Annotated in this window: 20 protein-coding genes; 10 read left to right on the top strand and 10 right to left on the bottom strand. The window is 66.1% G+C overall.

Features of this window, described 5'->3' with window-relative positions; genetic code table 11:
* Positions 1 to 210 precede the first annotated feature (210 nt).
* From NQK81_RS02535 to NQK81_RS02520, 4 genes are all read left to right on the top strand, one after another.
* A complete protein-coding gene (locus NQK81_RS02535) occupies positions 211 to 507 on the top strand; it encodes a hypothetical protein (RefSeq protein ID WP_257486863.1) in 297 nt (98 codons plus the stop codon).
* A 103-nt stretch (positions 508 to 610) separates the two neighbouring features.
* On the top strand, positions 611 to 1,837 hold the full coding sequence (locus NQK81_RS02530; RefSeq protein ID WP_257486862.1) for a recombinase family protein: 1,227 nt from the start codon (positions 611 to 613) through the stop codon (positions 1,835 to 1,837).
* A complete protein-coding gene (locus tag NQK81_RS02525) occupies positions 1,834 to 2,208 on the top strand; it encodes a hypothetical protein (RefSeq protein WP_257486861.1) in 375 nt (124 codons plus the stop codon). Before NQK81_RS02530 ends, NQK81_RS02525 begins: the two co-directional genes overlap by 4 nt.
* A 663-nt stretch (positions 2,209 to 2,871) precedes the next feature.
* The gene (locus tag NQK81_RS02520) at positions 2,872 to 4,008 is read left to right on the top strand and encodes an AAA family ATPase (RefSeq protein ID WP_257486860.1); all 1,137 of its coding nucleotides are present in this window, start codon (positions 2,872 to 2,874) and stop codon (positions 4,006 to 4,008) included.
* Between the two features lie 1,031 nt (positions 4,009 to 5,039).
* On the opposite strand, the gene NQK81_RS02515 is transcribed toward NQK81_RS02520, so the two are convergent.
* The gene (locus NQK81_RS02515; protein ID WP_257486859.1) at positions 5,040 to 5,537 is read right to left on the bottom strand and encodes a GNAT family N-acetyltransferase; all 498 of its coding nucleotides are present in this window, start codon (positions 5,535 to 5,537) and stop codon (positions 5,040 to 5,042) included.
* A gap of 427 nt (positions 5,538 to 5,964) precedes the next feature.
* Here NQK81_RS02515 and NQK81_RS02510 point away from each other — a divergent pair, with 427 nt between their 5' ends.
* The 4 genes from NQK81_RS02510 (at position 5,965) to NQK81_RS02495 (ending at position 8,606) form a co-directional block, all read left to right on the top strand.
* Positions 5,965 to 6,330, top strand: coding sequence for a hypothetical protein (locus tag NQK81_RS02510; protein ID WP_257486858.1), 366 nt, complete (start codon positions 5,965 to 5,967; stop codon positions 6,328 to 6,330).
* A 143-nt stretch (positions 6,331 to 6,473) separates the two neighbouring features.
* A complete protein-coding gene (locus NQK81_RS02505) occupies positions 6,474 to 7,103 on the top strand; it encodes a hypothetical protein (RefSeq protein WP_257486857.1) in 630 nt (209 codons plus the stop codon).
* Positions 7,100 to 7,285: a hypothetical protein gene (locus NQK81_RS02500; RefSeq protein ID WP_257486856.1), complete on the top strand. Its 186-nt coding sequence runs from the start codon at positions 7,100 to 7,102 to the stop codon at positions 7,283 to 7,285. Before NQK81_RS02505 ends, NQK81_RS02500 begins: the two co-directional genes overlap by 4 nt.
* 214 nt (positions 7,286 to 7,499) lie before the next feature.
* On the top strand, positions 7,500 to 8,606 hold the full coding sequence (locus tag NQK81_RS02495; protein ID WP_257486855.1) for a hypothetical protein: 1,107 nt from the start codon (positions 7,500 to 7,502) through the stop codon (positions 8,604 to 8,606).
* Positions 8,607 to 8,829: 223 nt separating this feature from the next.
* Here NQK81_RS02495 and NQK81_RS02490 read toward each other — a convergent pair whose 3' ends face one another.
* From NQK81_RS02490 to NQK81_RS02465, 6 genes are all read right to left on the bottom strand, one after another.
* Positions 8,830 to 9,966, bottom strand: coding sequence for a hypothetical protein (locus tag NQK81_RS02490; protein WP_257486854.1), 1,137 nt, complete (start codon positions 9,964 to 9,966; stop codon positions 8,830 to 8,832).
* Between the two features lie 699 nt (positions 9,967 to 10,665).
* Positions 10,666 to 11,967, bottom strand: a complete 1,302-nt coding sequence (locus tag NQK81_RS02485) for a hypothetical protein (protein ID WP_257486853.1) — start codon at positions 11,965 to 11,967, stop codon at positions 10,666 to 10,668.
* Positions 11,968 to 12,080: 113 nt separating this feature from the next.
* Positions 12,081 to 12,910, bottom strand: a protein-coding gene (locus NQK81_RS02480) for an IS5 family transposase (RefSeq protein ID WP_371878847.1) whose coding sequence is annotated in 2 segments (ribosomal slippage) — positions 12,081 to 12,559 and positions 12,559 to 12,910 — 831 coding nt in all. Because the reading frame shifts where the segments join, the coding sequence is not laid out codon by codon here.
* 471 nt (positions 12,911 to 13,381) lie between these two features.
* Positions 13,382 to 13,597: a hypothetical protein gene (locus NQK81_RS02475; RefSeq protein ID WP_257486852.1), complete on the bottom strand. Its 216-nt coding sequence runs from the start codon at positions 13,595 to 13,597 to the stop codon at positions 13,382 to 13,384.
* A 157-nt stretch (positions 13,598 to 13,754) separates the two neighbouring features.
* Positions 13,755 to 14,243, bottom strand: coding sequence for a hypothetical protein (locus tag NQK81_RS02470; RefSeq protein WP_257486851.1), 489 nt, complete (start codon positions 14,241 to 14,243; stop codon positions 13,755 to 13,757).
* A gap of 329 nt (positions 14,244 to 14,572) precedes the next feature.
* A complete protein-coding gene (locus tag NQK81_RS02465) occupies positions 14,573 to 16,276 on the bottom strand; it encodes a hypothetical protein (RefSeq protein ID WP_257486850.1) in 1,704 nt (567 codons plus the stop codon).
* 264 nt (positions 16,277 to 16,540) lie between these two features.
* On the opposite strand from NQK81_RS02465, the gene NQK81_RS02460 reads away from it, so the two are divergent.
* Positions 16,541 to 16,933: a hypothetical protein gene (locus tag NQK81_RS02460; protein WP_257486849.1), complete on the top strand. Its 393-nt coding sequence runs from the start codon at positions 16,541 to 16,543 to the stop codon at positions 16,931 to 16,933.
* Positions 16,934 to 17,244: 311 nt separating this feature from the next.
* Here NQK81_RS02460 and NQK81_RS02455 read toward each other — a convergent pair whose 3' ends face one another.
* The gene (locus NQK81_RS02455; RefSeq protein WP_257486848.1) at positions 17,245 to 17,730 is read right to left on the bottom strand and encodes a hypothetical protein; all 486 of its coding nucleotides are present in this window, start codon (positions 17,728 to 17,730) and stop codon (positions 17,245 to 17,247) included.
* Positions 17,731 to 18,953: 1,223 nt separating this feature from the next.
* Complete coding sequence (locus NQK81_RS02450; RefSeq protein WP_257486847.1) at positions 18,954 to 19,793, bottom strand: aminoglycoside phosphotransferase; 840 nt, start codon at positions 19,791 to 19,793, stop codon at positions 18,954 to 18,956.
* 108 nt (positions 19,794 to 19,901) lie between these two features.
* Between NQK81_RS02450 and NQK81_RS02445 the strand changes: the two genes are divergently transcribed.
* Positions 19,902 to 20,633, top strand: a complete 732-nt coding sequence (locus tag NQK81_RS02445) for an AAA family ATPase (protein ID WP_257486846.1) — start codon at positions 19,902 to 19,904, stop codon at positions 20,631 to 20,633.
* Here NQK81_RS02445 and NQK81_RS02440 read toward each other — a convergent pair.
* Positions 20,630 to 21,553 carry a radical SAM/SPASM domain-containing protein gene (locus NQK81_RS02440; protein WP_257489980.1) on the bottom strand — a complete coding sequence of 308 codons (924 nt, stop codon included), beginning with the start codon at positions 21,551 to 21,553 and terminating at the stop codon, positions 20,630 to 20,632. The two genes, NQK81_RS02445 and NQK81_RS02440, sit on opposite strands and share 4 nt — an antisense overlap.
* Positions 21,554 to 21,862 lie beyond the last annotated feature (309 nt).

The following is a 21,862-nucleotide window of genomic DNA, read 5'->3' as shown; positions in this document are numbered from 1 at the left end:
AGATCGATCACGAGCGGAGCGAGAAGTTGCCCATGCGGCGAGCCGAAGCTGTGGCGCGGACGGTCGCGATGGCCGGGCGAGGTGACCGGACGGCGGTCGTGAAGTTCCTCGGTGTCGGCGTGAACGCGATCGCAGAAAGCGTTGCACCTGGCTCGCAGTCGACCCTCGGTCACAGTGCAGTCCCTGCCACTGGATACATTCCGCCGCCAGTTGGCGGTCGAGGGTCGAGATGTTGCGCCCCTGGCCCTGGCGCAGTGGGAGGCGCTGCCGTGGCTGGGCCGCGGGATCGCGTTCGACGAGGCGCGGATCGACGAACCAGGTGCGCTGCTGGCGGACGAGAACGAGGACGCCCACCTGGACGCTCGTGTCGGCCCGGCGTTGACCGCAGCGACCTGCCGGCGCTGGAGCCAGGTGCAGGCGCTCGCTGTGATCGACTGTTGCCTGCGTTCCGACCTCGACCCGCTCCCCACCTCTGCCGACACCAGCGCGACCGCCGACAGCGACTGATCGCCTCGGCAGGGTTTGAGCCATTTCTGTTTCTGCCAAGCCGGTTCCCGCGTCGTGGACAGTCCGGCGCGACATACTTCGTTCCCGCAACCCAAGGAAGGGCATGACCGTTCAGTTCTCGCCGTTCAGGCCACCTATCGACCTGTCCGACCTGCCGAACTTCGCGCAAGCACCTCATCGCCCCCGGCGCGCGGTGTTCGTCGGACGAGTGTCCACAAAGGATAATCAGAACCCCGCGACGTCGATCCCGCGGCAAGTCCTGTACTCCTCCGCGCGGTTGGAGTCGAACGAAGAGTTCGCTGCCTACTTCTGGGACGTCGAGTCCGGGATGCTTCCTCCGCGGTTGCGCGGCCTGGGTTCCCAGGAGATGTACAAGGCGCTCGACGTGCCGGTTCCTCGTGACGGGGGCCTGCAGGATCTTGTCGAGCAGGCCGAGCAGCTGGGCGTGACCCACGTCCTGGCCGAGCGTTCCGACCGCCTCGCCCGCGCCATGCTGACCAGCCTGGTCGTGGAACACGAACTCGAGCAACTCGGCGTGGAAGTGGTGTACGCCAACGAGCCGTCGGGCGGAACCGAGTCCGGCAGACTACGCACCCGCCGGTACGGGCAGGTGGAGGCGGAGATCTACCGGACGACCATGATGGAGATGTCGATGGGCGGCCAGGTCCAGCACGCCGTCAACGGCTGGAATCACGGCTACCCGCCCTACCCCTACATCGCGGTAATCGACGAGACCGCTCCGCGGCAGCAGACTGGCCGGTTCGGCGAGGCACGCCCGAAGAAGAAGCTCGCGCCGCATCCCGACCCGCGCCGGTTCGATGCCGTCCGGGAGCTGCATCGCCTGCGGCGTGAGGAGTACCTCAAGGCGGCGGACATCATCAAGGTCCTGGCGTCGGACCCCGACCGATACCCGATCGAGAACCGGTGGACCCACAACCTGGTGGAAGGCTTGATCGCGAACCCGAAACTGACCGGCTACCAGGTCTACAACCGGAAAGCGACCCGGACCGGCAAGCCCGGTATGCCCCGGCGCAATCCGCTCTCCGAGTGGATCTGGTCGCCCCGCATCACACACGAGCCTGTCATCAGCCTCGAAGAATGGAAGACCGCCCAGGAAGTCACAGCAGGGCTGAAGGCCGGAGCAGCGGAGTACATCTCGCTCCAACAGCTGCGAACAGCCGTTGACGCGCTGGGGCACACGGTGACGGTCGTCCGCGGCAGCGGCACGCACCGGCTCTACCAGATCGGAGACCGGCAAGTTGTCTTACCGGCCCCCATCCCGGACCCGCTCATCCAGCAGGTTGTCGATGACCTGCGGACGGCGCCGTGAGCACGACCATCGACTGCCGTGCCCGCTGGCACGGCGAGATATGGGTAGCCAGCATCCCCCAGCACAACGTGTACGGGTCGGGACGGACACTGAACGCATTGCACGACGACCTCACCCACGGGCTCAGCCTGATGGGCGTGACCGCCCAGGTCGCCATCACCCCGGCCAGCCCGGAGCTCGATCGGCTGCGGCGCGCCGCAGCCGCCTACGAAACGGCGCTGGCAGACGCCGTGACCGCCTTGACCACGCAAGGCAGCACTGTCCGCGACACCGCCGCGGCGACCGGAGTGCCGGTCGCCCGAGTAACCGCCCTCCGGGCCAGGGCGCCTACCCCACTCACCCGCAGGAACACACACCGAGAGACTCCTTGAACCGCTAGTGCCCACGCGAAAACACCTTCGGGCACCTTCGCCGTTGACGTCGGCCCGCATAACGCACCTCCACCATCAGAGCAGGCAAATGCCTGGGGAGGCCTAGGCTGCGCCGCTGCCAACGACGCACCCAACACCCAGGATGTTGAGCTGACCCACTTGTCAAACCGAGCATTCATACAACCGCCGGCGCGCTGCCGACCCGCGACGAAGGGACTCGTTGCTGGAAGGCTGGATCACCGAGATCTTCCGCTGCTCCAAGCCCACGGATACAAGGTCGCCGCGTCCAGCTGCAGTGCACCGCTGCCCAAGTCGCCGATGAGCTCGTGCTCATCCTTGAGTTGCGTATTCGCGCGGTGAACCGCTTCCCGCGCACGCGGCCCGGCCGCCCTGCTCGCAATTATCAGCAGACTTCTTGGCCTCACCGGGAAAGAGCACCTGGAACTCGATCCGTTACTGCACGCCGCAGGAAAGACGTCCTCCCAGACTCTGACTGCCTCCACATCGGTCGACGCCCTTCGGGAGCCGACACGGCAGAACCGACCGTGTTGCCCGCTGCCAGCAACGTCGTCGGCACAGCGATCCTCACACGTCACTGTGGCTAAATGGCCCGGTCGCGACCAAGCCCGAGCGTCCTCGCTGCCGCCGCCGTAGAGTAGCGATGTGGCTGAGCACCAGCAGTTGAAGTCGATTGAGGTCGAGGGCTTCGCTTCGATTCGGTCGGCGCGGGTCGAGCTTGGCGCGCTGAACGTGCTTATCGGCGCGAACGGTTCGGGCAAGAGCAACTTCATCAAAGCCTTCGATCTGCTGGGCAACGTCGGCGACGGCCTGCTGAACATGTTCGTAGGACTCAACGGTGGCGCCGCCGCCCTGATCAACGACAGGGCAGACAGCCAGCGGATCACGCTGACGCTGGAGACTCCGCTACAGAACTACCAGGTGTGCCTCACGGCAAACTCGAACGAGGAGATGTTCTTCGACGACGAGGTGATTTCGTACCACGGCAGCGGAGCGCAGCACCCGTGGACGACATCGCTTGGTCGAGGGCATCGGGAGAGCCGCCTCACGCTCACCTCCGATGACCCACCCGTCGCCCCGGCGGCCGCACAGATCGCGACGCTGCTCCGCGGTTGCCGCGCTTACCACTTTCACGACACCAGCTCCGACGCACCAGTCAAGCGGCCTACCCCCGCAGCGGACAACCTCGCCTTGCACGCGGACGCCGGGAACATCGCGGCAGTTCTGCTGCGGCTCCGGGACAGCGACCTCCGAGAGGACAAGGTCGCGTATCGACGGATCGTCGGTGCGGTCCGATTGATCGCACCGTTCTTCGGCGACTTCATTCTCCGACCCGACAACACCGACCGGATCTCGCTCCAGTGGCAGGATGTGTCCTCAGACACCGTCTACCCCGGAAATCAGATGTCCGACGGGACTCTGCGTTTCACTTGCCTGGCGACGTTGCTACTCCAGCCAGAGTTGCCGAGCCTTGTCATCATCGACGAACCGGAGCTCGGGCTTCACCCTGTTGCTGTCGGGCAGCTCGCGGATCTGCTGAGGGTGGCCTCGATACGCAGTCAGATCCTGATCGCGACGCAGTCGGTGACGCTGCTGAACCAGTTCTCAGCTGAGGATGTAATCGTCGCCGGACTCCGAGACGGCAATTCGGTCTTCGTCCGGCCGAACACTGCCAAACTGCAGAACTGGCTTGCCGAGTACTCCCTTGGCGAACTGTGGGAGAAGAACATCATCGGCGGCCACCCAGGATCGCTGGGCAGCGTTCTCGACCCCAGTCCCTGAACCAGGGGAGGGAAACATCCGGGGCACCTCATCCGGCAGTTTTGCATGCACCAAAACCGGCCGGCTCCTCTTCAGGTGGGGTCAAGTCCGACGCCCGGCTTGTCCGCACCGTTGACAGACGCACCACCCCGGGCGGGCGCGGAACCGGGGCGAGTATTCACGTTGGTGCAATCTCGGGAAGGATCATGAACCATGAATACTAATCGCGATACCGAGCCGTCTTCGTCGATACCACGTACGTCGGTGACTGTGCTGCTGGTCGCCGTGCTCGCGGTCGCCGGTGGTGCTGCGATCGCGTTACTGACGTTCGCTCACCAGCTGTGGCCGGGCCTTGCCTGCGCCGTTATCGCGCTTGGGGCGCTTTGGGCTACCGACCGCCGGCTGCGTCGTCGCGCCGAGATCAGCCGCCGCACCACCCGTCGCCCACGACCGTAGGACGGCATGAACAGGACCGATGCCGATCCGGAGCCCTCCTTGAAGCGAGAGCAGCGTATCCGGCTCAATCCGCGGACCCCGGCTCGCCGATAGCCAGCTCGGCCCGTGCCTGACCGCCCTCGGCGCGCCCAACTACTCCAGCTGCGTCGTGTACGAGAACGAGGAACGTGAGCTGCGCTAGGTGTTCCCTGACGGCCAACCCCATGATCGAGCAAGCCGCCGACCTCGCCGACCGCCTTGCCGACGCCGGACTACTCGCCCACCACGCCGCCAGCCCACCGGACGTGGACGCGACCCACCGATCCGGGCATACATCGTCGACACTAGCGGCAAGGACCTCGGCCCGCTCACCACCCACCAAGCCGAACAGCTTCGCGACACTCTCGCCGCCGCCGGGCTGCTCGACGACAGCGTCTTCACCCCGCTCGCACTGACCGGCCAACGCGACGACCGGTCGCAATCTTCCTAGTGTCCGAAACTCGGCATACCGCGCTGACACCCATGCGTCACTGGGCGGATTGCATGGATCGCCATGCCGCAGCGTGTGAACCCGAACCGGTGGCTCCCCGATCGCCATAGTGATGCACCTCGGCCAGCTAGGAGACAACGGTGCCTGACGACTCACCACCAGGCAGATGGCACCGTGCCGTCTCCCTGGTATCGGGCAGCGTTTGGGTCGGCGTGTTCGTTGCCAGGCGGAGTCCTCGCAGGCCGCGGGCCACAGCGTGTCCAGGGGCTTTGATCGCTAAGCGCCACCGGCGTTCGTGCGCTGGGCCGGCGTTGATGCTCATCTCCCCGGCTGGGGTATCGATGGCGCAGCTTTCACCGGTGCTGGCCACGCGATAACCCCGGTGGCGATACCACCGCATGACCGGCATGTCCTCCGCATCGACCTTCGCCACGAACACCCGCACACCCTGATCACTGAGATACCGCTCGGCATGCTCCAGCAACGCCGTTCCCGCTCCGCTGCCACGGAAACCCGTCTCGGCCGCCAGATCAATCTCGGCGACGGACCGGGCAAGCCATGCCCTCTGTTCGCTTTGATGCGACAGGACGAAATCCGCCGGCGCGCACGCATACAACACGCCCACCAGGCGATCGTCTGCCAGCGCGCCGAAACACCAGCCCCACAGCCAGGCAGTCCGGGGAACTCGACCCGCCCACCGGTCTGGTCGAGAGCCACTCGCAGCGCCCCGCCTACCGCGGACGCGGGCACTGCCACCCTGGCCGCGATCGCGAGCGTCTGCTACCTCACCGGCGCGAAGCAACCGCACCCGCACGTCCGGGCCTCGGTGCGCGGGCGTCGAGCGACGAGCGCTGGTGCGGATCACGGTGTGAAATTGAGGGCACAGAAGGCTCCGATCGTTCGGTGGCGAGGCCAACGTGTCCCCGCCGAACCGGATATCGACGTATCGCTCCGCAACTCGCCTTGCGTTCGACGTGCCCGAACGCAGCCCATCCGGGCATGGCCGCCCGTGGCGCGAGCTCTGGTGAGCCCGTCTCAGTACCCTTGCCCGCATGGTGGCAGCTGACCAGCCAGACGATCCTCCCGCAAGCGAACTGAAACACCTGCTGGCGGTCCGGACAGAACGTTTCGCGACAGAGCAGGCGGTCGAACTCCTGCGTCAAGCCATCAAACTCGGGCGCAGCGACCAGATCGCCGCCGGAGTGAACGCCGCAATCGAGTCGGTGCATCACCTCGCGCACTTGGCCGCCGCGCCACCAGACGACACGACGTCCGCGCGACTGCGGGCCCAAGTGCACGAGTGCCAGAACTCCTTCCAACGCGCACACCTGCAGGGCGACACCGACGGAGTCATCGGTCGCGGCGAACTGGTCGGCGACGCCGTCATGAACTACGCGATCCACCTCACCAACCTCTAACCGGCGAACCCGCGCTCGCACCCACACACCGAGCCCAACACCACAACCGGACTCGGCACACGAATCGACATCCCGGAAACCGGCTCGCCACACCGATGCGCGGCTCGCGCCCCCGGCATTCGCCAATCCAGCAGGAGGCACTGATGCCTGACCGACAGCTTCAGCTGCACCGCCCCGCGGAACCCTCGAACCACCCGCCCGGCGACCTAAGCATCCCCGTCATTCTCGAGGTGGTCGCCCTGGCGACGCACCTGATCGACAACGGCGTCGTCCTGACCACTGACCAGCTCGCGGTCGCCCTCTACCGGGTACCGAGAGACGACATGCCCGTCCTGCTCGACGCCCTGTACCGGCACCAGCTCATCACCGACCACGATCTGAGTGGCTTCGTCGGGCTCGCCTGGTCGAACGCCGAACGCCCCGACCTCGCTCTTCCCCGTGACCGCTGGCGGACGCTGTTCGCCGCCGCCGGTTACACCGATGACGGGCCCCGCGTCCCCCGCCCCACGCAGCCGTTGCGGCTGTACCGGGGATCGGTCGCCGACCGACGAGCCGACTGGTCCTGGACCGACTCCCGCGATGTGGCCCGTACCTACGCCGCCGGCGGCTTCGGTGACCGCCTTCCCGGAGCGATCTGGACCGCGATGGTCGAACCGGCGCGGGTGCTGGCCCGCAACACCGACCGCGAGGAATCCGAGTACGTCATCGACACCGAAGGCCTCCAGATCAGCCCGGTCTCCGGCGGCACCGTCCTCATCGACTCCATCGCATGAGAACCCGCACGTACCTCGGCATCGCGTTCACACCGGACTACCTGGCCGCATTCGAAGCCCGCCGCGGGCCCGTCACCGTGCTCTTCGACCAGCACCTCGACGACAGGCGGCTCCTGCGCGAAGGCCTGCCGGAAACCGCGTTCGCCGATACCGGCATCCCGCAGCGCACCTCACACACGTGAGAGCGGGGCCGGCCCCACCATCGCTCACGCGACGTGTCAACCGAACGTGACGTTGTGCCGCATTCCCCTGTGGCGCCGCTGCCAGTACACTGTGCTGGCGGCTTCACCACCGCAGCAGCCCCGCTCATTTCGGGCTGAGGATCGCAACGACAGACCCTGGCGCACCTTCGTGCGCTCGTCATCGTGCTACCCCTCACCAGAGCGGAGAATGAACGTGTCCACACTGGACGACCTCTACGAGCAGACCCTGGCCGCCGTTCCGGATGGCGCCTGCAGGATGCTCGTCCTCTACAGCCGCGCTCGCCTCACCCGGATCGAGCCGGTCGCGCATCTGCTCGACCAGGACCGAGTCCTCGTGACACACCATGACGACGGTGACGTGACGCTCGTGTGGGACGAGTACAACGGCGAGATCGCTGTGGAGATGTTCGGGCTCACGATGGACATGGTCTTCACAGGGCCCGGCCTCCTGCGCTTTCCGCCTGAGCAGTTCTACGCGCACCCGCACGGGTGGTGCCCGGCGTGCGCGGAAGCGCTGCTGGAGGGACCGCCGGTGTGGGGTATCTGGCTCTCCCAGGCTTGGGAACGCGGCCACGTGCGCGCCGAGCTGCAGGCCGGCCAGCCACGGTCCGTGGCCAGGTTCGCCAACCGCGCGGTCGCCGAGCAGGTGATGCGTTCGCACCTGGCCGTGCTGCGCCGCAACCGGCAACGACGGCGCTCCGCCTTACCGGTGGAAATCCTCGTGCTGAATCGCGATCCGCGCCGCGCGCCCAGTTTCCGGCGGGACACGGTCAGCGAGAACTCCCAGCTGTGGCTCTGGCACGAGGACCCCACCGCTTCCCCTGCGGCCGCCCGGCACCACAGCGGCTGGCCGGACGAGGTTTGGCTGTTCGAGCACGACGCCGACGACGCCGAGTCCGTCGACCAGGTGGTCGTCGTGCCGGGCACGGAGTTCGCGGCACGCGCCCGCGCGGAAGACCAGGACACAGAACAGCGCGTGCGTGCGCGACGTGAAGCTCGCCGCACCGGCGATCAGGTCACCAGGCTCGACGGCTGCACCATCGTTTGGCACCGCGAGCAGGACACCGACGTCGAGGGGTACCTCAAGTCGATCCTCGATCCCCGCTCCTCCGAGCCCGCGCGGCGGGTGCGCGCCGACGGCACCCAGGAACGCCTCGACGGTGCACCCCAGGGGCTGACGGTGTACGGCAGCAATCAGTTCGACCGGCCGGGTTTCGCAGACGCGGCGGCGATGACCCCGCAGTACGCCTACCTGCTCGACGGTACTAAGCAGTCTCGCGGCATCACCGAGGGCGGCTGAACCCGAGAACCCTCAGGTTACTGCCCCGGGGCGGTCGCACTCGTGCGCTGCCGATCCAGGCCACCGGTGCGGACGGTACTACTCAGGGGCCATATCGGGCGAACATCGTCTCCTCGCGCTCCCCGCGCGGGAGCGGCCATCAGCTGCCAGAGCTCCTGGACGCTGCCATGCTGTGGATCCAGTCCCGATGGCTCTGCCCGTTCGCAGCCGATCGCGACGCTGCTTAAGAAGGCCGGGCGAGAAGACGATCGGTTAATTCGACGGTTGCCAAGTACCACCAGAAGATCCAGTCGAGGAAGACCGGATCATAGTTGCCCTGTTGGTCGCGACGTTGGTGGCGAAGCGCGAACTTGTTGGCGATGCCGAACAGAGCGCCTTCGTCCTGACTACCGATGCGCGCGCGGATCAGCTCACGTCGCTCTTCAAGGATCCCTGCGAGTGTCACGACGGCTGACTTCTTGTCGTGCGTAGTCGCCTCGCGTCCCCGGAAGAGAGCGATCGCATGCTGGACGCGCGCCGCGGCGTCCGGTTCGGATGTAGCCAGAGCCTGGCGGACCAGATCAGCGCGCGCGTCGTCGACCTGGCGGACCAGTCGCCCGATGTCCTCGCCGTTCTCGGCGAGACGCAGATCGATGCCGCCGGTCGCCAGGAGCTCGTTGACTCGCCACCGGTAGACCGCGCGACCAACGTCGGTGGCGAAGTCACCGAAGTGCCAACCGCACCCATTCCACGGATGGCCATTGCGAGTGCGGGGCCGGGCAGCGAGATCATGGAAGACCTCGATCAAGTCATAGAAGGTATCGGCATCCCACTCGCCTGGCTGTAGCGGCCACAGGTCGCGTGCGCCAAGCCAGTCGGCAAGCACCACGTTCGGGTCGATCTCGACACCGTCGGGATCGTCGACGCAGATTTTGGGGAATGTCCTGGCGAAGTAGCCGTCGGCCATCAGTGAGGAGATCAAGTGCGCGAAGGCTTCGCGCACTTGAGCGGGAGTTCGTGTGGGCTCGGAACGAGTTTCAGGATCCCTCTTGTGACGCCTCGACCACAACGACCCTGGCCGACGATGCTCGCGCAGCTGCGGCACCTGGGTCAGCAACTCTGCAACGTAGTCGAATCGCAGCGACCGCGAGAGGGACCGGCCCGGCAGCGAGGTGGAGTGCCGATAGTCCTCGACCGGCGCGGCGCCCAGAAACGCCTCCTCCAGCAGCCGCTCGATCATCACGCCTTTCCCGTCGGCGGAGTCGCGTAGCGTGGTGAGTTCCTGGAGCAGCAGCGCGCGGGGCCACACCAACTCATAGTCGGCGGACTCAAGCCGCAACCGCGGTCTACCGGTACCCGACTCGAAGAAGGGATCGCTCACACCGGAAACCATAGCCAGCCCTGCTTCACCGGGGCGGGTCACGGGGTACCTGGCAGCAGCTCGCGACCTGCTTCAACGCCTGCTACGCAACGTGTCGCACCCTGGCAAACACCCTGCAAGCATCGAGTTGCGCGAATCCGAAAACCATCGCTTGCGAACGGGAACCCCGCTGCCGAGCGAAGCGCCTGTCTGTAGGCCTTGTTGGCGTCAGTCAGGTGCCTCGCTACAGCTATGCCGTGGTTATGAGTGGCACCTACTCGACGATCCTGTGCAGCGCGGTGGCGACTACTGCCGCGACGATGGCGGCTGCGGTCAGGCTGCCGGCGGCCGACGCCGCCGCTGCGCTGATGCCGCTGATCACCAACCACCGAATCGGCAGCCGCGTGCCGTCGGCGGTGTTAGCTGAAGTCGGATGCGATTTGCGTGTAGGCCGTACAGTAGTCACGAGCTCTGCTTCCTGTTGCGGGTTGCGGTGTTCGAACAGGCGGTCTCCGGCTCCACCCGGAGGCCGCCATCTTCACTACTCCACCTTGATCGGTAGCCGCGTCGAAGGTAGCGCGGGCAGCGACGCAACACTACGAGTTGTGTGCACTCTTTCGAGAGACGACAACGCTACCGGCAGGTAATGTCGGTTTGGCTGCGCACTGAGCGTGCCCCAACGCTGCGCGCCCCGATCGGACGCTTCGTCTCGGACGAAGGCTAGGTGCCGCGCGACAAGCGGACGGCATACTGATTGACGTTCATGAGCAGGATCTGCGCCGCCCGCCCCAACGCCAGGTCAGCGCTGGGGCCCGCGAACGTAGCGTCGATGAGTTTCCCGCGCAGGCGACACCGGGCGGTGGCCACGAACGGTGGACCGGATTCTGTGGCCCGGGTGTCCAGGTCTGTGATGGCGTCCCAGGTTTCGGCCGCCCGCAGCGACTGCCACGCGGACGTGCCGGGCACATGCGGGATCGGGAGCCGCTCCAGCGGGGCCAACGGAGCGTTGGTCATGCCGGCCAGGTGCGCGAGAATCCGGACCTGGGCGTGCTTGCGGGCATCCCACTCGTCCGCACCGGGGCACGGCCCGATCTGGTGCTCCGCGCCGTCGACCTCATATCGAGCCTCGACCTCGAACGCGTGCGCGCCGCCGATCACCCGAACCCGCTCGTAGCGGACCGGATCACGCCACAAGCCGAGTTCGTCGAAACGGTCGTACAGCACAGTGGGGATCAGATGGTCGTCGGCGGACTCCTGGAGCAGGTGCAGCACCGCGAGCCGCGCACGATCCCACTGTGTCCCGAGGGTCGCGAACAACAGAACGGGGATCTCTCTGCCGTCCATCAATCCCAGCTGGGAGCGAATCTCGCATTGCTCGATCACCTCCCTCGGCGCCTCCCCCTCATCGGCCACCGCGACCAGCACCCCGAAGAACTCGTTGGAATCCAACGAGGACAGCCTTTGCCCGAGCGATGGCTGCGGGGTGACCGAGACCGGCGACCGGATCGCTTCCCTCCAGGGGACGCGATCAGGCAGTGGAACTTCGACATGGCGGATCACTGGGTCTGCCGGCTGTGGCAGATTCGCGAGACGGGCGAGCAAGCTGACGTAGGCGGCGTCCGCCACGCTGTTCGAGTCGAGGCCGCACCGCTCGTCTCGTGCGACGGTCACGGCCCCGACGGTGACCGAGGCCTGCGCGACAAACTGTTCCCCGGCCGCAGTCATGACCTTTCGAGACGTGGCTCGCCGGAATGGAGAGCCGATCTGCGCGCAGTGCGCGGACAGGACGGCGGCGGCGTATTCCGGCTGCCGCGCGAGGCTCTCGATCACCAGGCGGCGCACACCAGAATTCGTCATCGCCGGCGGCGCCAGCAGAAGGGTCCGCATGTCCGCTCGGGTCAGCGTGCCAGCTTGGGAACGGCGGTGGATCTCGTCGGCGCCGTCATCGCCAACGACACCGCCGACGATGTACGGCCGAAGCCACACCGGCCGGGCGAGCCGCGCCACCTTCGCCATCACCACAACCTCTCCTTCCACGTCAACGCCGCCCTCACCTGACACCCCGTGTCCAATCGCATCAGCCAGCTGCCGGCTGAAAGCGGTACTTCGGCAAAGTGTCTGACTTAGAGCTTGTCTCACGTGGTGAGTTTGCGGAGTTTCTTGTGGCAGGTGAGGCTGGCTCCGAGGATGAGGAAGGCGAGGAAGTGTTCGGCTTTGCGTTCGTAGCGCAGGGTCAGGCGCCGGTATCCGGTGAACCAGGCCATGGTTCGTTCGATCACCCAGCGGTGTTTGCCGAGCTTGTCTTTGGATTCGATGCCTTTGCGGGCGATGCGGACCTTGATGCCGCGATCGCGGACCCAGCGTCGCAGGTCGGGCTGATCGTAGGCCTTGTCGGCGTGCAATTTGGCCGGCTTGCGACGCCGCGGACCACGACGGGAGCGGATCGCCGGGATCGCCTTCACCAGTGGCTTGAGTGCGTGGCTGTCGTGGGTGTTGGCGGCGGAGACCGCGACGGTGAGCGGCAGCCCGGCGCGGTCGGACAGGGCGTGGATCTTCGAGCCGGGTTTGCCGCGGTCGACCGGGCTGGGACCGGTCAGAGATCCCCCTTTTTCGAGCGTACGCAGGCTCCGTCCACGATCGCGCGGCTCCAGTCGATGTGGCCCTGGCTGCCGAGTTCGTCCAAGAGTGCGTGGTGCAAGTTCCGCCACAGACCGGCTTGGGTCCACTGGCCGAAGCGGCGGTGCGCGGTCTGGAACGGCACCCCGAACGACGGTGGCAGATCCCGCCACGCACAACCGCTGGTCAGCACGTACACAATCGCCGTGAACACCGCACGAGCGTCCACCGGGGCAGTGCCGCCGCCCTGCGGACGCGGCTCGAACACCGGGATCAACGGCTCAACCAGATTCCACAGCTCATCCGGCACCAACCGCAACGACAACCGATCAACCACGGCAAAGATCATCGCGCATCAGCGACCGATCGCCACGTAAGACACGCTCTTACTGGGTTCCGATTCCGGGCCGAGCTGCTCCGAGCAGCAGCTCGGTCCAGCGAGCGCTGGGTGGCGGTGCTGATGTGGCACCGCCACCCAGCTGGGTACCCACCCAGCCCAAGCGAGTCTCGGGCACGCGGATCATCGCATCGTGCACCGACAATCCTCGCAGGCCGCCGACATGTTCCGGCAGCGGTCCTACCCTGGCACCTTCGTCATGGTCACCCGACGCGGCCCCTGCTCGTTCAGCCGCGCTGCGACCACGCCTCGGGCCACCTGGATCTGCACTGGAGGGCAGTGTCCGCACATGCCGCAGAATTCTGCGGTACGACCTTCGAGACCTCGTCCAGAGGCATGCCGAACACGTTCATCGGCATATCAAGCCCACCGCGAAGGTGTAACCGCTAGGCGTACATCGTGTGTCGCCCGACCAGCTCGCCACTACCCGGCCATTCGGCCTGTCCGGCGAAGAACGAACGCGATCAGCGACACCAGCCGGACGAACAGATAGTCCCTGGTGTCGTCGTTAGGCAGTTGCTGGGCGTCACATTCGTGGTGTCGGATGGCGAATTGGTTACCTACCTGCGTCAGCGCAAGGAATTCTGCCTCCACCACGGTGCGAAGTTGCGGCGATGACGGCACCGCATCGTCGAGCAACCTCGTGACCGACTGCTTCTTCGTCCCCTACCCCGCCAGTTCGAGCGTTTTGAGCCGCTCGAACGCGTCCCACAGCTTCTCCAGGGCGTCCTGCCGGTCGGCAGGACGCCGAGAGAGAGAAACCGCGACACTGCGTCGATCAGCTTCTCGTCCAGGATCAGGTCCCCGGTATCCGGCTGAAACTCGGATGCCAGGGAGCGTGCCTCGACAGGTCCCAGCCGAATGACGAGCCCGTCGTCGCCGATCGTGAACGCGATCCCGTTCCGGGCGAAGAGAAGTTCCACGTCCCGGCGAACTGTTCCTGCCCGAGGTTCAGTGAGGAGCCGCCCGCGTCGAAACCCATGGGCTCGTCGAAGAAATAGTGCATGTGTCGGGAGAAGTCGTGCCAGGTTCGGCGGGTCGGCTGATCGATGTGGCGCATCACGAAGTCGACGATGTCCAGCGCCATTGTCGTGTCGACAGCGGACAGTGTGTCGAGAGGATGTTCCGGCAGGTCCGGTATGTGCGCGTCCAGCGAGTCGAAGAACGCCACCTCGTCAGTGCCCGTTATCGCATCGCCGTCCGGGCAGTTGCGCCCGGGGAAGTCCCGCGCGAGCGAACCATCGCCCAGCAGCCGGCGGATCAGCACAATCAGCCCCTTCCACACCGTCGGGGAGATGTCCTCGAGCGCACGCGGAACCGGCCGTCCAGCGCAGTCGGAGTAGAAAGGGCTGTGAGTCACCGCAGCAGTCTTGCACTCGGCAGGCCGGTGCGACACCTGACTTCATCGACCGGGTAACACCGTGGAAGGGGTGTCCCGCTCGGCTGCCGCGCTGCGCCCACCACGGCCGTCGGCTCCGGAACAGGCCGCGCAAACCGCACAGAGGAACGGCCACCACCTCGTTCCAGATCCTTGCCACGCTGGTCACGTCCGCACATGGCGGACGTGACCAGCGTCGGCATCACGAACCAAGCCAGTAGGCCAGTGCAAATTCGCTACGCGGCCCGGCTCCCCTCGAGTCTCCGATGCAAGGCGCTCGGCAGGTGCACCAGCCGCAGGACGGCGGTGCCGTAACGCAGTTCGGTGTGGTCGACGGACCTCTTCATCCGGCACCCGGCGATCCCGCATACCGGATCTGTCAGGGCCTGAATCAGGTCTTCCTCGTAGGGGTAGGCGTTCCATTCCAGTGTCCAGTGATCGTGGGATCCCCAGAGTTTGCGGTTCCTGTTACCGGGCCTTCCGAGCCATGGTGTCCGGCCGAGCGGGTCGTGCCACCACGATCCGATCGCCCACGTGCCTGCGGGGTCCCGGGCCTCCAGCCGCACGATCACGCCGGCGAGAAGCATCGTCATGTCCGGTGTACGCGGAGGAAGACTGGCCAGGGCGACGCGCTCGTCCTGCTGCAGTGGCACTGTGGTGGCGGGCCAGTGATCAGTGCGCCAGCCGTGGTCGTGCCGCGTCGCGGTGCATCGTGGGGGCTCGTCGGCGCTGGTGATGGTCATCCGTCCGCCCGTCGGCACATGAATCAGGCGGAAGGTACTCCCCGTGGGCCGGCATTCCAGCCGCAACCCGGGAAGCCCGAAGTCTTCGCTGGTGCGTAGCAGCCAGTTCGTGAGGTTGTCGGAGGCGTTCGTGTGGATCACCAGTTCGTCGGCGCGGGGTGACACGGTCATGGAGTAGGCGGTGACGGTGTGCACGTCGCGCCATCCTGGCGGCGCGGCGTGCGGGCCCTTGTTGAAGACGTGGAGTGCCAGCAACGCCCTGAGTTCCCGTTGCGGGCCGGAACACCCGTCGATGCCGGGATCAGCGGGTGTGATGCCGCGCTCGGCGATGTCGACGTCCTCACCGAGGTATGCCGCTCGGTCCGCGACCATGCGCTGTCGTTCCCGCTTGCCGGCGGCTGTAGCGCTCCGTGCGAACACGATCCGTTCCCCATCTGCGAGGCGCTGCGGGATCGGTTCCACACCGGGTATCCGGCACGCGGGGTGCGTGAGCACCGTGGCGACGTCCGCGCTGCTGGAGCCGCCGCTCCACCGGACCTGGAGGTCATCCGTGTTCGTCCGGACGTCGCTCCAGTCAGCGTCCTTCCACAGGGCATACCGTCGCAGGAGCGCGCTCATCACGCCGTCGCGCAGATCCGGCTTTGCCTGGGACGCCGCGATCTCGGCCGGGTGCCAGCGGCGTCGGCCATCTCGCCAGATTCTCACGTCCGGGTCCTGGTGGTCACCCAGGTACTCCTGTACCTCGTTCCAGCGCTTGCGCGTGACGCCGCGCAGACGAACGGATGCCACCGGGCACGTCCCCAGAACACGGAGATCGAGGTGGTTCCCGCTGGGCTCGGGCCTCAGGCCGGGCACGCCGGACAGGCCCTCGTGCCACAGACTCGGCAGCGCGGCGGCGAGGAACCCTTCCAGTGCGCCATCGGAGATCTTCAGGGTGATCCGGCCGGGGAAGGGGCGGACCATCTCGATCACGGCGGCGGGATCGTCCGCGTTGTTCCGGAAGATGGGGAACCATTTCTCGGCGTTACCGATCGCGAGCAGTAACCCGGCCTCCAGCCGCTTCTGCTGTGGTGTGGCAGCGGCGGGGAACCGTCCCCAGCCCCGGTGATAGTCGCCGCTGATTTCGCGAAGCCATTCGCCGGTGCAGCAACGGCGGGCATGCATCCACTCCGGATACGCTGAGTTGTTCTGTGGCATGGGACATCCTCCGTCGACGTTCCCCGGTCAACGTCGATGTGAGGGTTACCCGACGACACCGAATTCACAAGCTGATCAACCCGCGGTGCCACCCTCTGGTGGCTCGGGGAGGCACGCACTCCACACCGGGATCGGGAGGCACCTCGCTGGCTGCCGCGACAGCCAGGCGCAGATTACCAAGCACTGCCGGGACACCGGGATACACCCTTCCCTGCGATCTGAGGGGATCGTCGTCCGCCTGGAGTCGTCGGGCACGATGACGGCATGACGCCCGGCGGACCGTTCTTCCACCGCATGGCAGGTTCCTTACAAGATCGTCTCGCCGCGACCAGCCACGCCTGGGAACGCGTGGAACTCGCCCACGCGCTCTGGCGCGTCAGCGGCGACCACAGCGACGCACTACCCGCCCTTCTCGACCAAGCCCGCGCCGACGCCCCCGGAGGCAACTGGCGAGCACGATTCATCGCCCTCGAGTACCTCGGGCACATCGGAACACCAGCCCTCAGCGTCTTGCCGACGATCGACGCATTCCTCGACCAGGACCACCGGGTCCTGTCCGGCCTCGGCGGCCGCACCGGACACGAACTCGCCGACGACCTCCACTGCCAAACCATCGCGATGCGGGCCCGCCACCGCATCGCCCCGCCCCTGCGCTAGCGCGTATCAGGACGTCACACGGCACGCCACACGAGCGAGACGCCAATGTGCCGGCCTCAGCGCCAGCCCGGTGCTGGTCTGATACGCGCAGACAAGACGGGAGGCGAATGGACGTGGAACCGGCATCAGCGTGTTGAGCCCGCTGACACAAGTGCCTTGTTGCACAGGTTCCCGTTAACTCGCCGAGGACCAGCCCCTGTGCCCGCCGACTTCGCGTGAGCGAACAGAAAAGCTGCAACCTCCAGAGCCGGCCTGGCTCCTTCGGAGAGCTGGCATCGACACACTGCGCTCGTCCGGCTTGCCGGCGGTGGTCACGAACGTGGCTCGACCTTCACCAACCGGACCTGCTCGCCATCGAGTAGAAGGGAATCGACCAGGTCATCGGTGATGTCGTCGTGCTCGCCCGCCCGCACGGTCACAGTGATCGCGAACTCCTTCAGGGCCTGCCGGAGTCGCTGGGGCAAGGCAGCGAAATCCGCGGTCTCCTCGGCGTTACCGCTGAGCGCCACCAGAGCTTCCCGCGGCGCCTCGATCCCAGACACACCGGTGTCCGCCACGGACGCCAGCCCAGCCTCGGCGATCGCTTTGGCAGCGGACTGGCGTAGGGCGACCGCGGCGAGGTACTCGATGACCTGATCGCGGCCGAAGGCCGGTGAAGCGGCGGCCGCCACGGCTCTCGCCGAGCAACCCTCCTCCAGGAAGTCATGAGTGATCGCCTCGACCACGTTGCGCCGTGCTCCCAGGAAGTTCTCCACCTCGACCTTGGTGTTGGTCGCCTTCTTCGGTGTGTCCGTCACGAGCCCCACCCTAGCGGTGTCCTGGATTCAGGACAACCTGATTCCAGGACACGGGCGTCATGAGTGCCAATTCGGCGACGCGCTCCCCCAAGGCGCCCTGTAAGGCGCTGTAAGGGCAGCTGCGGCCAATTTCGAGGTCAACTCCCCCGATAGTTCCCGCGAAATTAGTTCGCCGACTAGCTTCAGCTAAGGAAACGATATTTACCCAGTGTCACCAATACTGAAGGCGCCAATAATAAGCCCGATCTAGGCGAGTATTAATAGGGCAAGATTAATTAGTATCGCGGACGAAGACTATGACTCAGAGTCAGTAATCCTGCTGGCCAGCAAGACTTCTGGCGTGTCTCGTCAGCGAGACGACCGTCCCCGCGGCTCACTTTCCGAATCCGCGAATTCGACACGCACCCGCCGACGCCACAGCCGCGGACCTTCGCTACTCTCTACGAATATCGGCGCGAGCCGATTGGGTCGTGAGGATTCAAGTTCCAGGGCGGCTGACTCCGGGGGAGGCAGCCGCAAGGTCCGTCTTCCAGTCAATGTCAGGCCGGAACCGGAAGGAACAGGATGGAGCACGGCTCAGAAGATGACGATGATGAGGCGCGCCGCGTGAGTGATCAGCGGCGCGACCCCACCAGGTGGCAGAAGCTGATCTGGTGGGGCCCCGTCATCATCCTGGCAAGTCAGCTGGCGGCACTCAGTAACACACTGATCCAGCTGATAGGCCGCTGAGGTCGGGTGGTCAGTCGTCTTCACCGGCTGGCCACCTGACAAGTTCACCCGGAAGGGATACCTGTTTTGCTGTTTTGACGCCCAGCAAGGTCGATGCTAGCCCATTGCCGACATGGGTACCAACCACGTCGTTTTGTTACCTTGCTGAGACATTGCATCTCGCCAGTGACGCCGTCTCGCAGCAACGCACCCGAGCCACCATCCTCGAACTGAGGCCTGATGAACTCGGCTGACCCCGCTTCCGAGGACGACTCCACCAAGGAATTCCACAATGGATGCCCCTTGCAACCACAGGTGGAGGAATAGATCTCTGGCCTGCCAGGCATCCGACTAATATCGTCACGACAACCCCACCTACAGCTGTTTCACCTTGCGTGAGTTGCTCGTGGCGTGCCGGTGTCAGCGCCAGCACGGCTGACCTGCAGGATGGTCAAGCCCACAGATGGTTAGCAGGCGTTCCGGCTCCGCACAGTCGCCGATTCAGTGGCTCCGGTTCACAGCTGCTGAAGCACTGAGGCTGCGTGCTGGTGAAGCGGCTGCGCAAGGTCGAGATGGTCGCCGGCCTCGACACGGCACAACAGCTTGGTGACGGCGGCGAGCTGGGCGACCCGTCCGCTGTAGCTGTCGAGCTGGTCGGCGAAGTGCGCTCGTACCTGATCGGCGGCATCTGGCTGCAGGATGCTTGCGCAGTAGAGGACTGCGGTGTCGTAGCCGCGCGGCGCCCATCCCCAGTGTTCCCAATCCAGCATCCACAACGACGGCGCGGTGAGGTTGCCCCAGTGCAGGTCGCCGTGGGCGCACGACCACTCGAGCCTGTCGAGGTCGATGTCGACGCCGAAGGCCGCGAGCAGGCGATGGCGAAGGACGTCATCGCCGATGATCACCCGTTTCGTGTCCCGCACCTGCGCGACCGCGCTCAGGCCGTCGGCCAGGGCGGTCCACCACGAGGGAGGCAGATCGACCCGGTTGCGGAGCACCATGTCGTCGGCGATCGCCGCGTCGGGCACGTAGGTCATCACCTCGGCGCGGACACGTTGCTCGCCGATCTGCCACTCACGCACGTCCGTCAGTTCCGGCTTCGGCACGCGCGCGAACGCCTCTCCCGTGGCGTCGCTGGTGCCAGTCCAGCTGTCCGTACCGGCCCAGTGGGCGTGTTCGCTGGTGACCCGCAGCCAGCAGGGGCCGTCGGAGGTGTCGATCCGGGCTCCTACGGTGCGATCGTGCCAGCCGAACACCGGCCGCCCCGCTAGGGTGCCGTTGACCTGGTCGGCCGCGGCCAAAAGCTGTCCGGTGAGCCAGCCGCGCTGGCTCGTGGCGTCGTCGTCGATCGTCATTGCAGAGCCCGTCACAAGGCGGTGTGACGGAGTGGCACTCACCTCCGTCGTCCGCCTCAGTGTAAGACGTGGTCATACGCTGTATGACCGGGGCATACGCTGGGCGTCATGCTGATCGACCACATCGAGGTGACCTCCGGCCTCACTGACGGTGATGACTCGGCCTGGCCGCTGACCGTTCCAGCGATCCGCGACGTGGCGAAGAACGGCCTGAGGTTCACCAGCGACCTCGTCGTGCTCGTCGGTGCCAACGGCAGTGGCAAGTCCACACTGCTGGAGGGCATTGCCGAGGCCTACGGACTCGATGTCCGCGGCGGTCACGGCGCCCGCCGCTACTCAAGCCCCCTGGAGAAAGGCCCGCTCGGCGAAGCCCTCCGCCTGCACCGCACCGCCGAGGGCAGCCGGTTCACCAGGCGCAACGCCACCGGGTTCTTCCTCCGTGCCGAAACCGCCCACGGCATGCTGGCCTACATGACCGACATGGGCATCGCCGGCTACGGCGACCGCCTGTCCTGGGAGGTCAGCCACGGAGAGTCCTACCTGCAGGCCATCACCGGACGCTTCGACGGGCCCGGCCTCTACCTGCTCGACGAGGCCGAAGGACCGCTGTCGTTCCACTCCACCCTCCTGCTCCTGCATCACCTGCGCGAGCTGGTCACCATGCACAACGCACAAGTCATCTACTCGACCCACTCCCCTCTGGTGGCCGCGTTACCCGGCGCGCAGATCCTGGAACTGTCCGAGGACGGCATCCACGAACAGCAGTGGGAAGACCTGGACACGGTGCGGCTATGGCAGGCGTTCCTCCGTCACCCACAACGGATGTTCGACGACGACTAGCGGGTCGGGCGGCACTGCATCGGCCGGCACGGGCTGTCGGTCCGCGGGGAGCACCGGCGGCTCGGTCCCGGGTAGTTCGGGGAACAGAACTGGTCCGCCGGCGAGCACTGTTTGGGCGCGCACGGCGATGTCATCGGTCCGCACCGCGGTCCGCAATTGATCGGATTGCAGTTCGGACTGCAACGTGGCTGGCACCCCTGCGCACCGTCCGAGGTGCCGCGGCTCTGGAATACCCGCTGAAGGCTGGTCACGGTCTCGCGGGCGCGGGAGCTCGAGAGAATCTCGGCGAGCCCGACATCGAGGACGTTACCCATCGGAAGCCAGCGGCTGAACACACACGGCCAGACCTCACCGTCCGGGGAAATCGCAGCCACACCGTCCCCGCAGCGTCCGCACAGCTGCTCGACGCTCTCCCCCTGATCACGCACACCCCGCCCCACCTGGCGTACCTGGTCGTATCCGACAGCCGGCACACCAAGATCGACCAGTTCCGTCTGGGCTTGTGCCGCGCGCTGCCCGCTGCCAAGGTCGATCACCCCTGCCCGCAGCGGGATCCCGCGCCGGACCGCCTCAGCCACGTTGCCCTTCGTGCGAGCGTGACTGGGGCGCCTCGTGATCGCCGCATGCTGGGCGGGATCATCGGAGTAATAGCTGGTCGCCAGTGACACTCCTGGCTGGGCGAAAACGTCCCAGAGCTCATCGGTGACGTGCACGAGATTCGTGTAGACCTCGACCAGCAGTTCAGACGCCAAGGCGTACGTAACGAAGTCCGCCAAGCCGGCATGCAACGTCGGCTCACCACCGATGAACTGCACAACCTCCACGTCCATCGCCACGGCCTCGTCGAGAACACGCCGCCAATCGGCATCGCTCATCGAACCGTGGTCACCCCAAGGCCCCGATTCGGCATAGCACTGCACACATTCCAGCTGACACTTCCCGGTGATCTCCAACCACAGAAACGACGTTCGCCCCACCGACGACCTCCAGGCTTCGATCAACCCCTCGCCCCAGTGTTGCCCACGCCGACGACATGATCACATCTCATAACCCGGCCGGCCCAGTGGGCGCGCTTTCACAACCCGGTCACAGCTGACGCCACGCGACGGAAAAAGTGAACTCGTGAGCGCGCACAGGCGGCGTCGCAGACCGACCCGCATTCATCCGGCAATCCGCATTTGTCGGTGCCGCGCACTACAGTGCGAACACATGCCCGTCAGCGCGTTCAC

Source organism: Amycolatopsis roodepoortensis, assembly GCF_024628825.1.
Classification (GTDB): domain Bacteria; phylum Actinomycetota; class Actinomycetes; order Mycobacteriales; family Pseudonocardiaceae; genus Amycolatopsis; species Amycolatopsis roodepoortensis.
The sequence above is the reverse complement of the archived record's forward strand: the minus strand, read 5'-3'. Positions and strand labels throughout refer to the sequence as shown.

Coding starts and splice junctions, on each gene's coding strand:
- NQK81_RS02530 (WP_257486862.1), top strand. CDS start 611: ATGACCGTTCAGTTCTCGCCGTTCAGGCCACCTATCGACCTGTCCGAC.
- NQK81_RS02510 (WP_257486858.1), top strand. CDS start 5,965: ATGGTGGCAGCTGACCAGCCAGACGATCCTCCCGCAAGCGAACTGAAA.
- NQK81_RS02505 (WP_257486857.1), top strand. CDS start 6,474: ATGCCTGACCGACAGCTTCAGCTGCACCGCCCCGCGGAACCCTCGAAC.
- NQK81_RS02500 (WP_257486856.1), top strand. CDS start 7,100: ATGAGAACCCGCACGTACCTCGGCATCGCGTTCACACCGGACTACCTG.
- NQK81_RS02465 (WP_257486850.1), bottom strand. CDS start 16,276: ATGCCACAGAACAACTCAGCGTATCCGGAGTGGATGCATGCCCGCCGT.
- NQK81_RS02460 (WP_257486849.1), top strand. CDS start 16,541: ATGACGCCCGGCGGACCGTTCTTCCACCGCATGGCAGGTTCCTTACAA.
- NQK81_RS02450 (WP_257486847.1), bottom strand. CDS start 19,793: ATGACGATCGACGACGACGCCACGAGCCAGCGCGGCTGGCTCACCGGA.
- NQK81_RS02445 (WP_257486846.1), top strand. CDS start 19,902: ATGCTGATCGACCACATCGAGGTGACCTCCGGCCTCACTGACGGTGAT.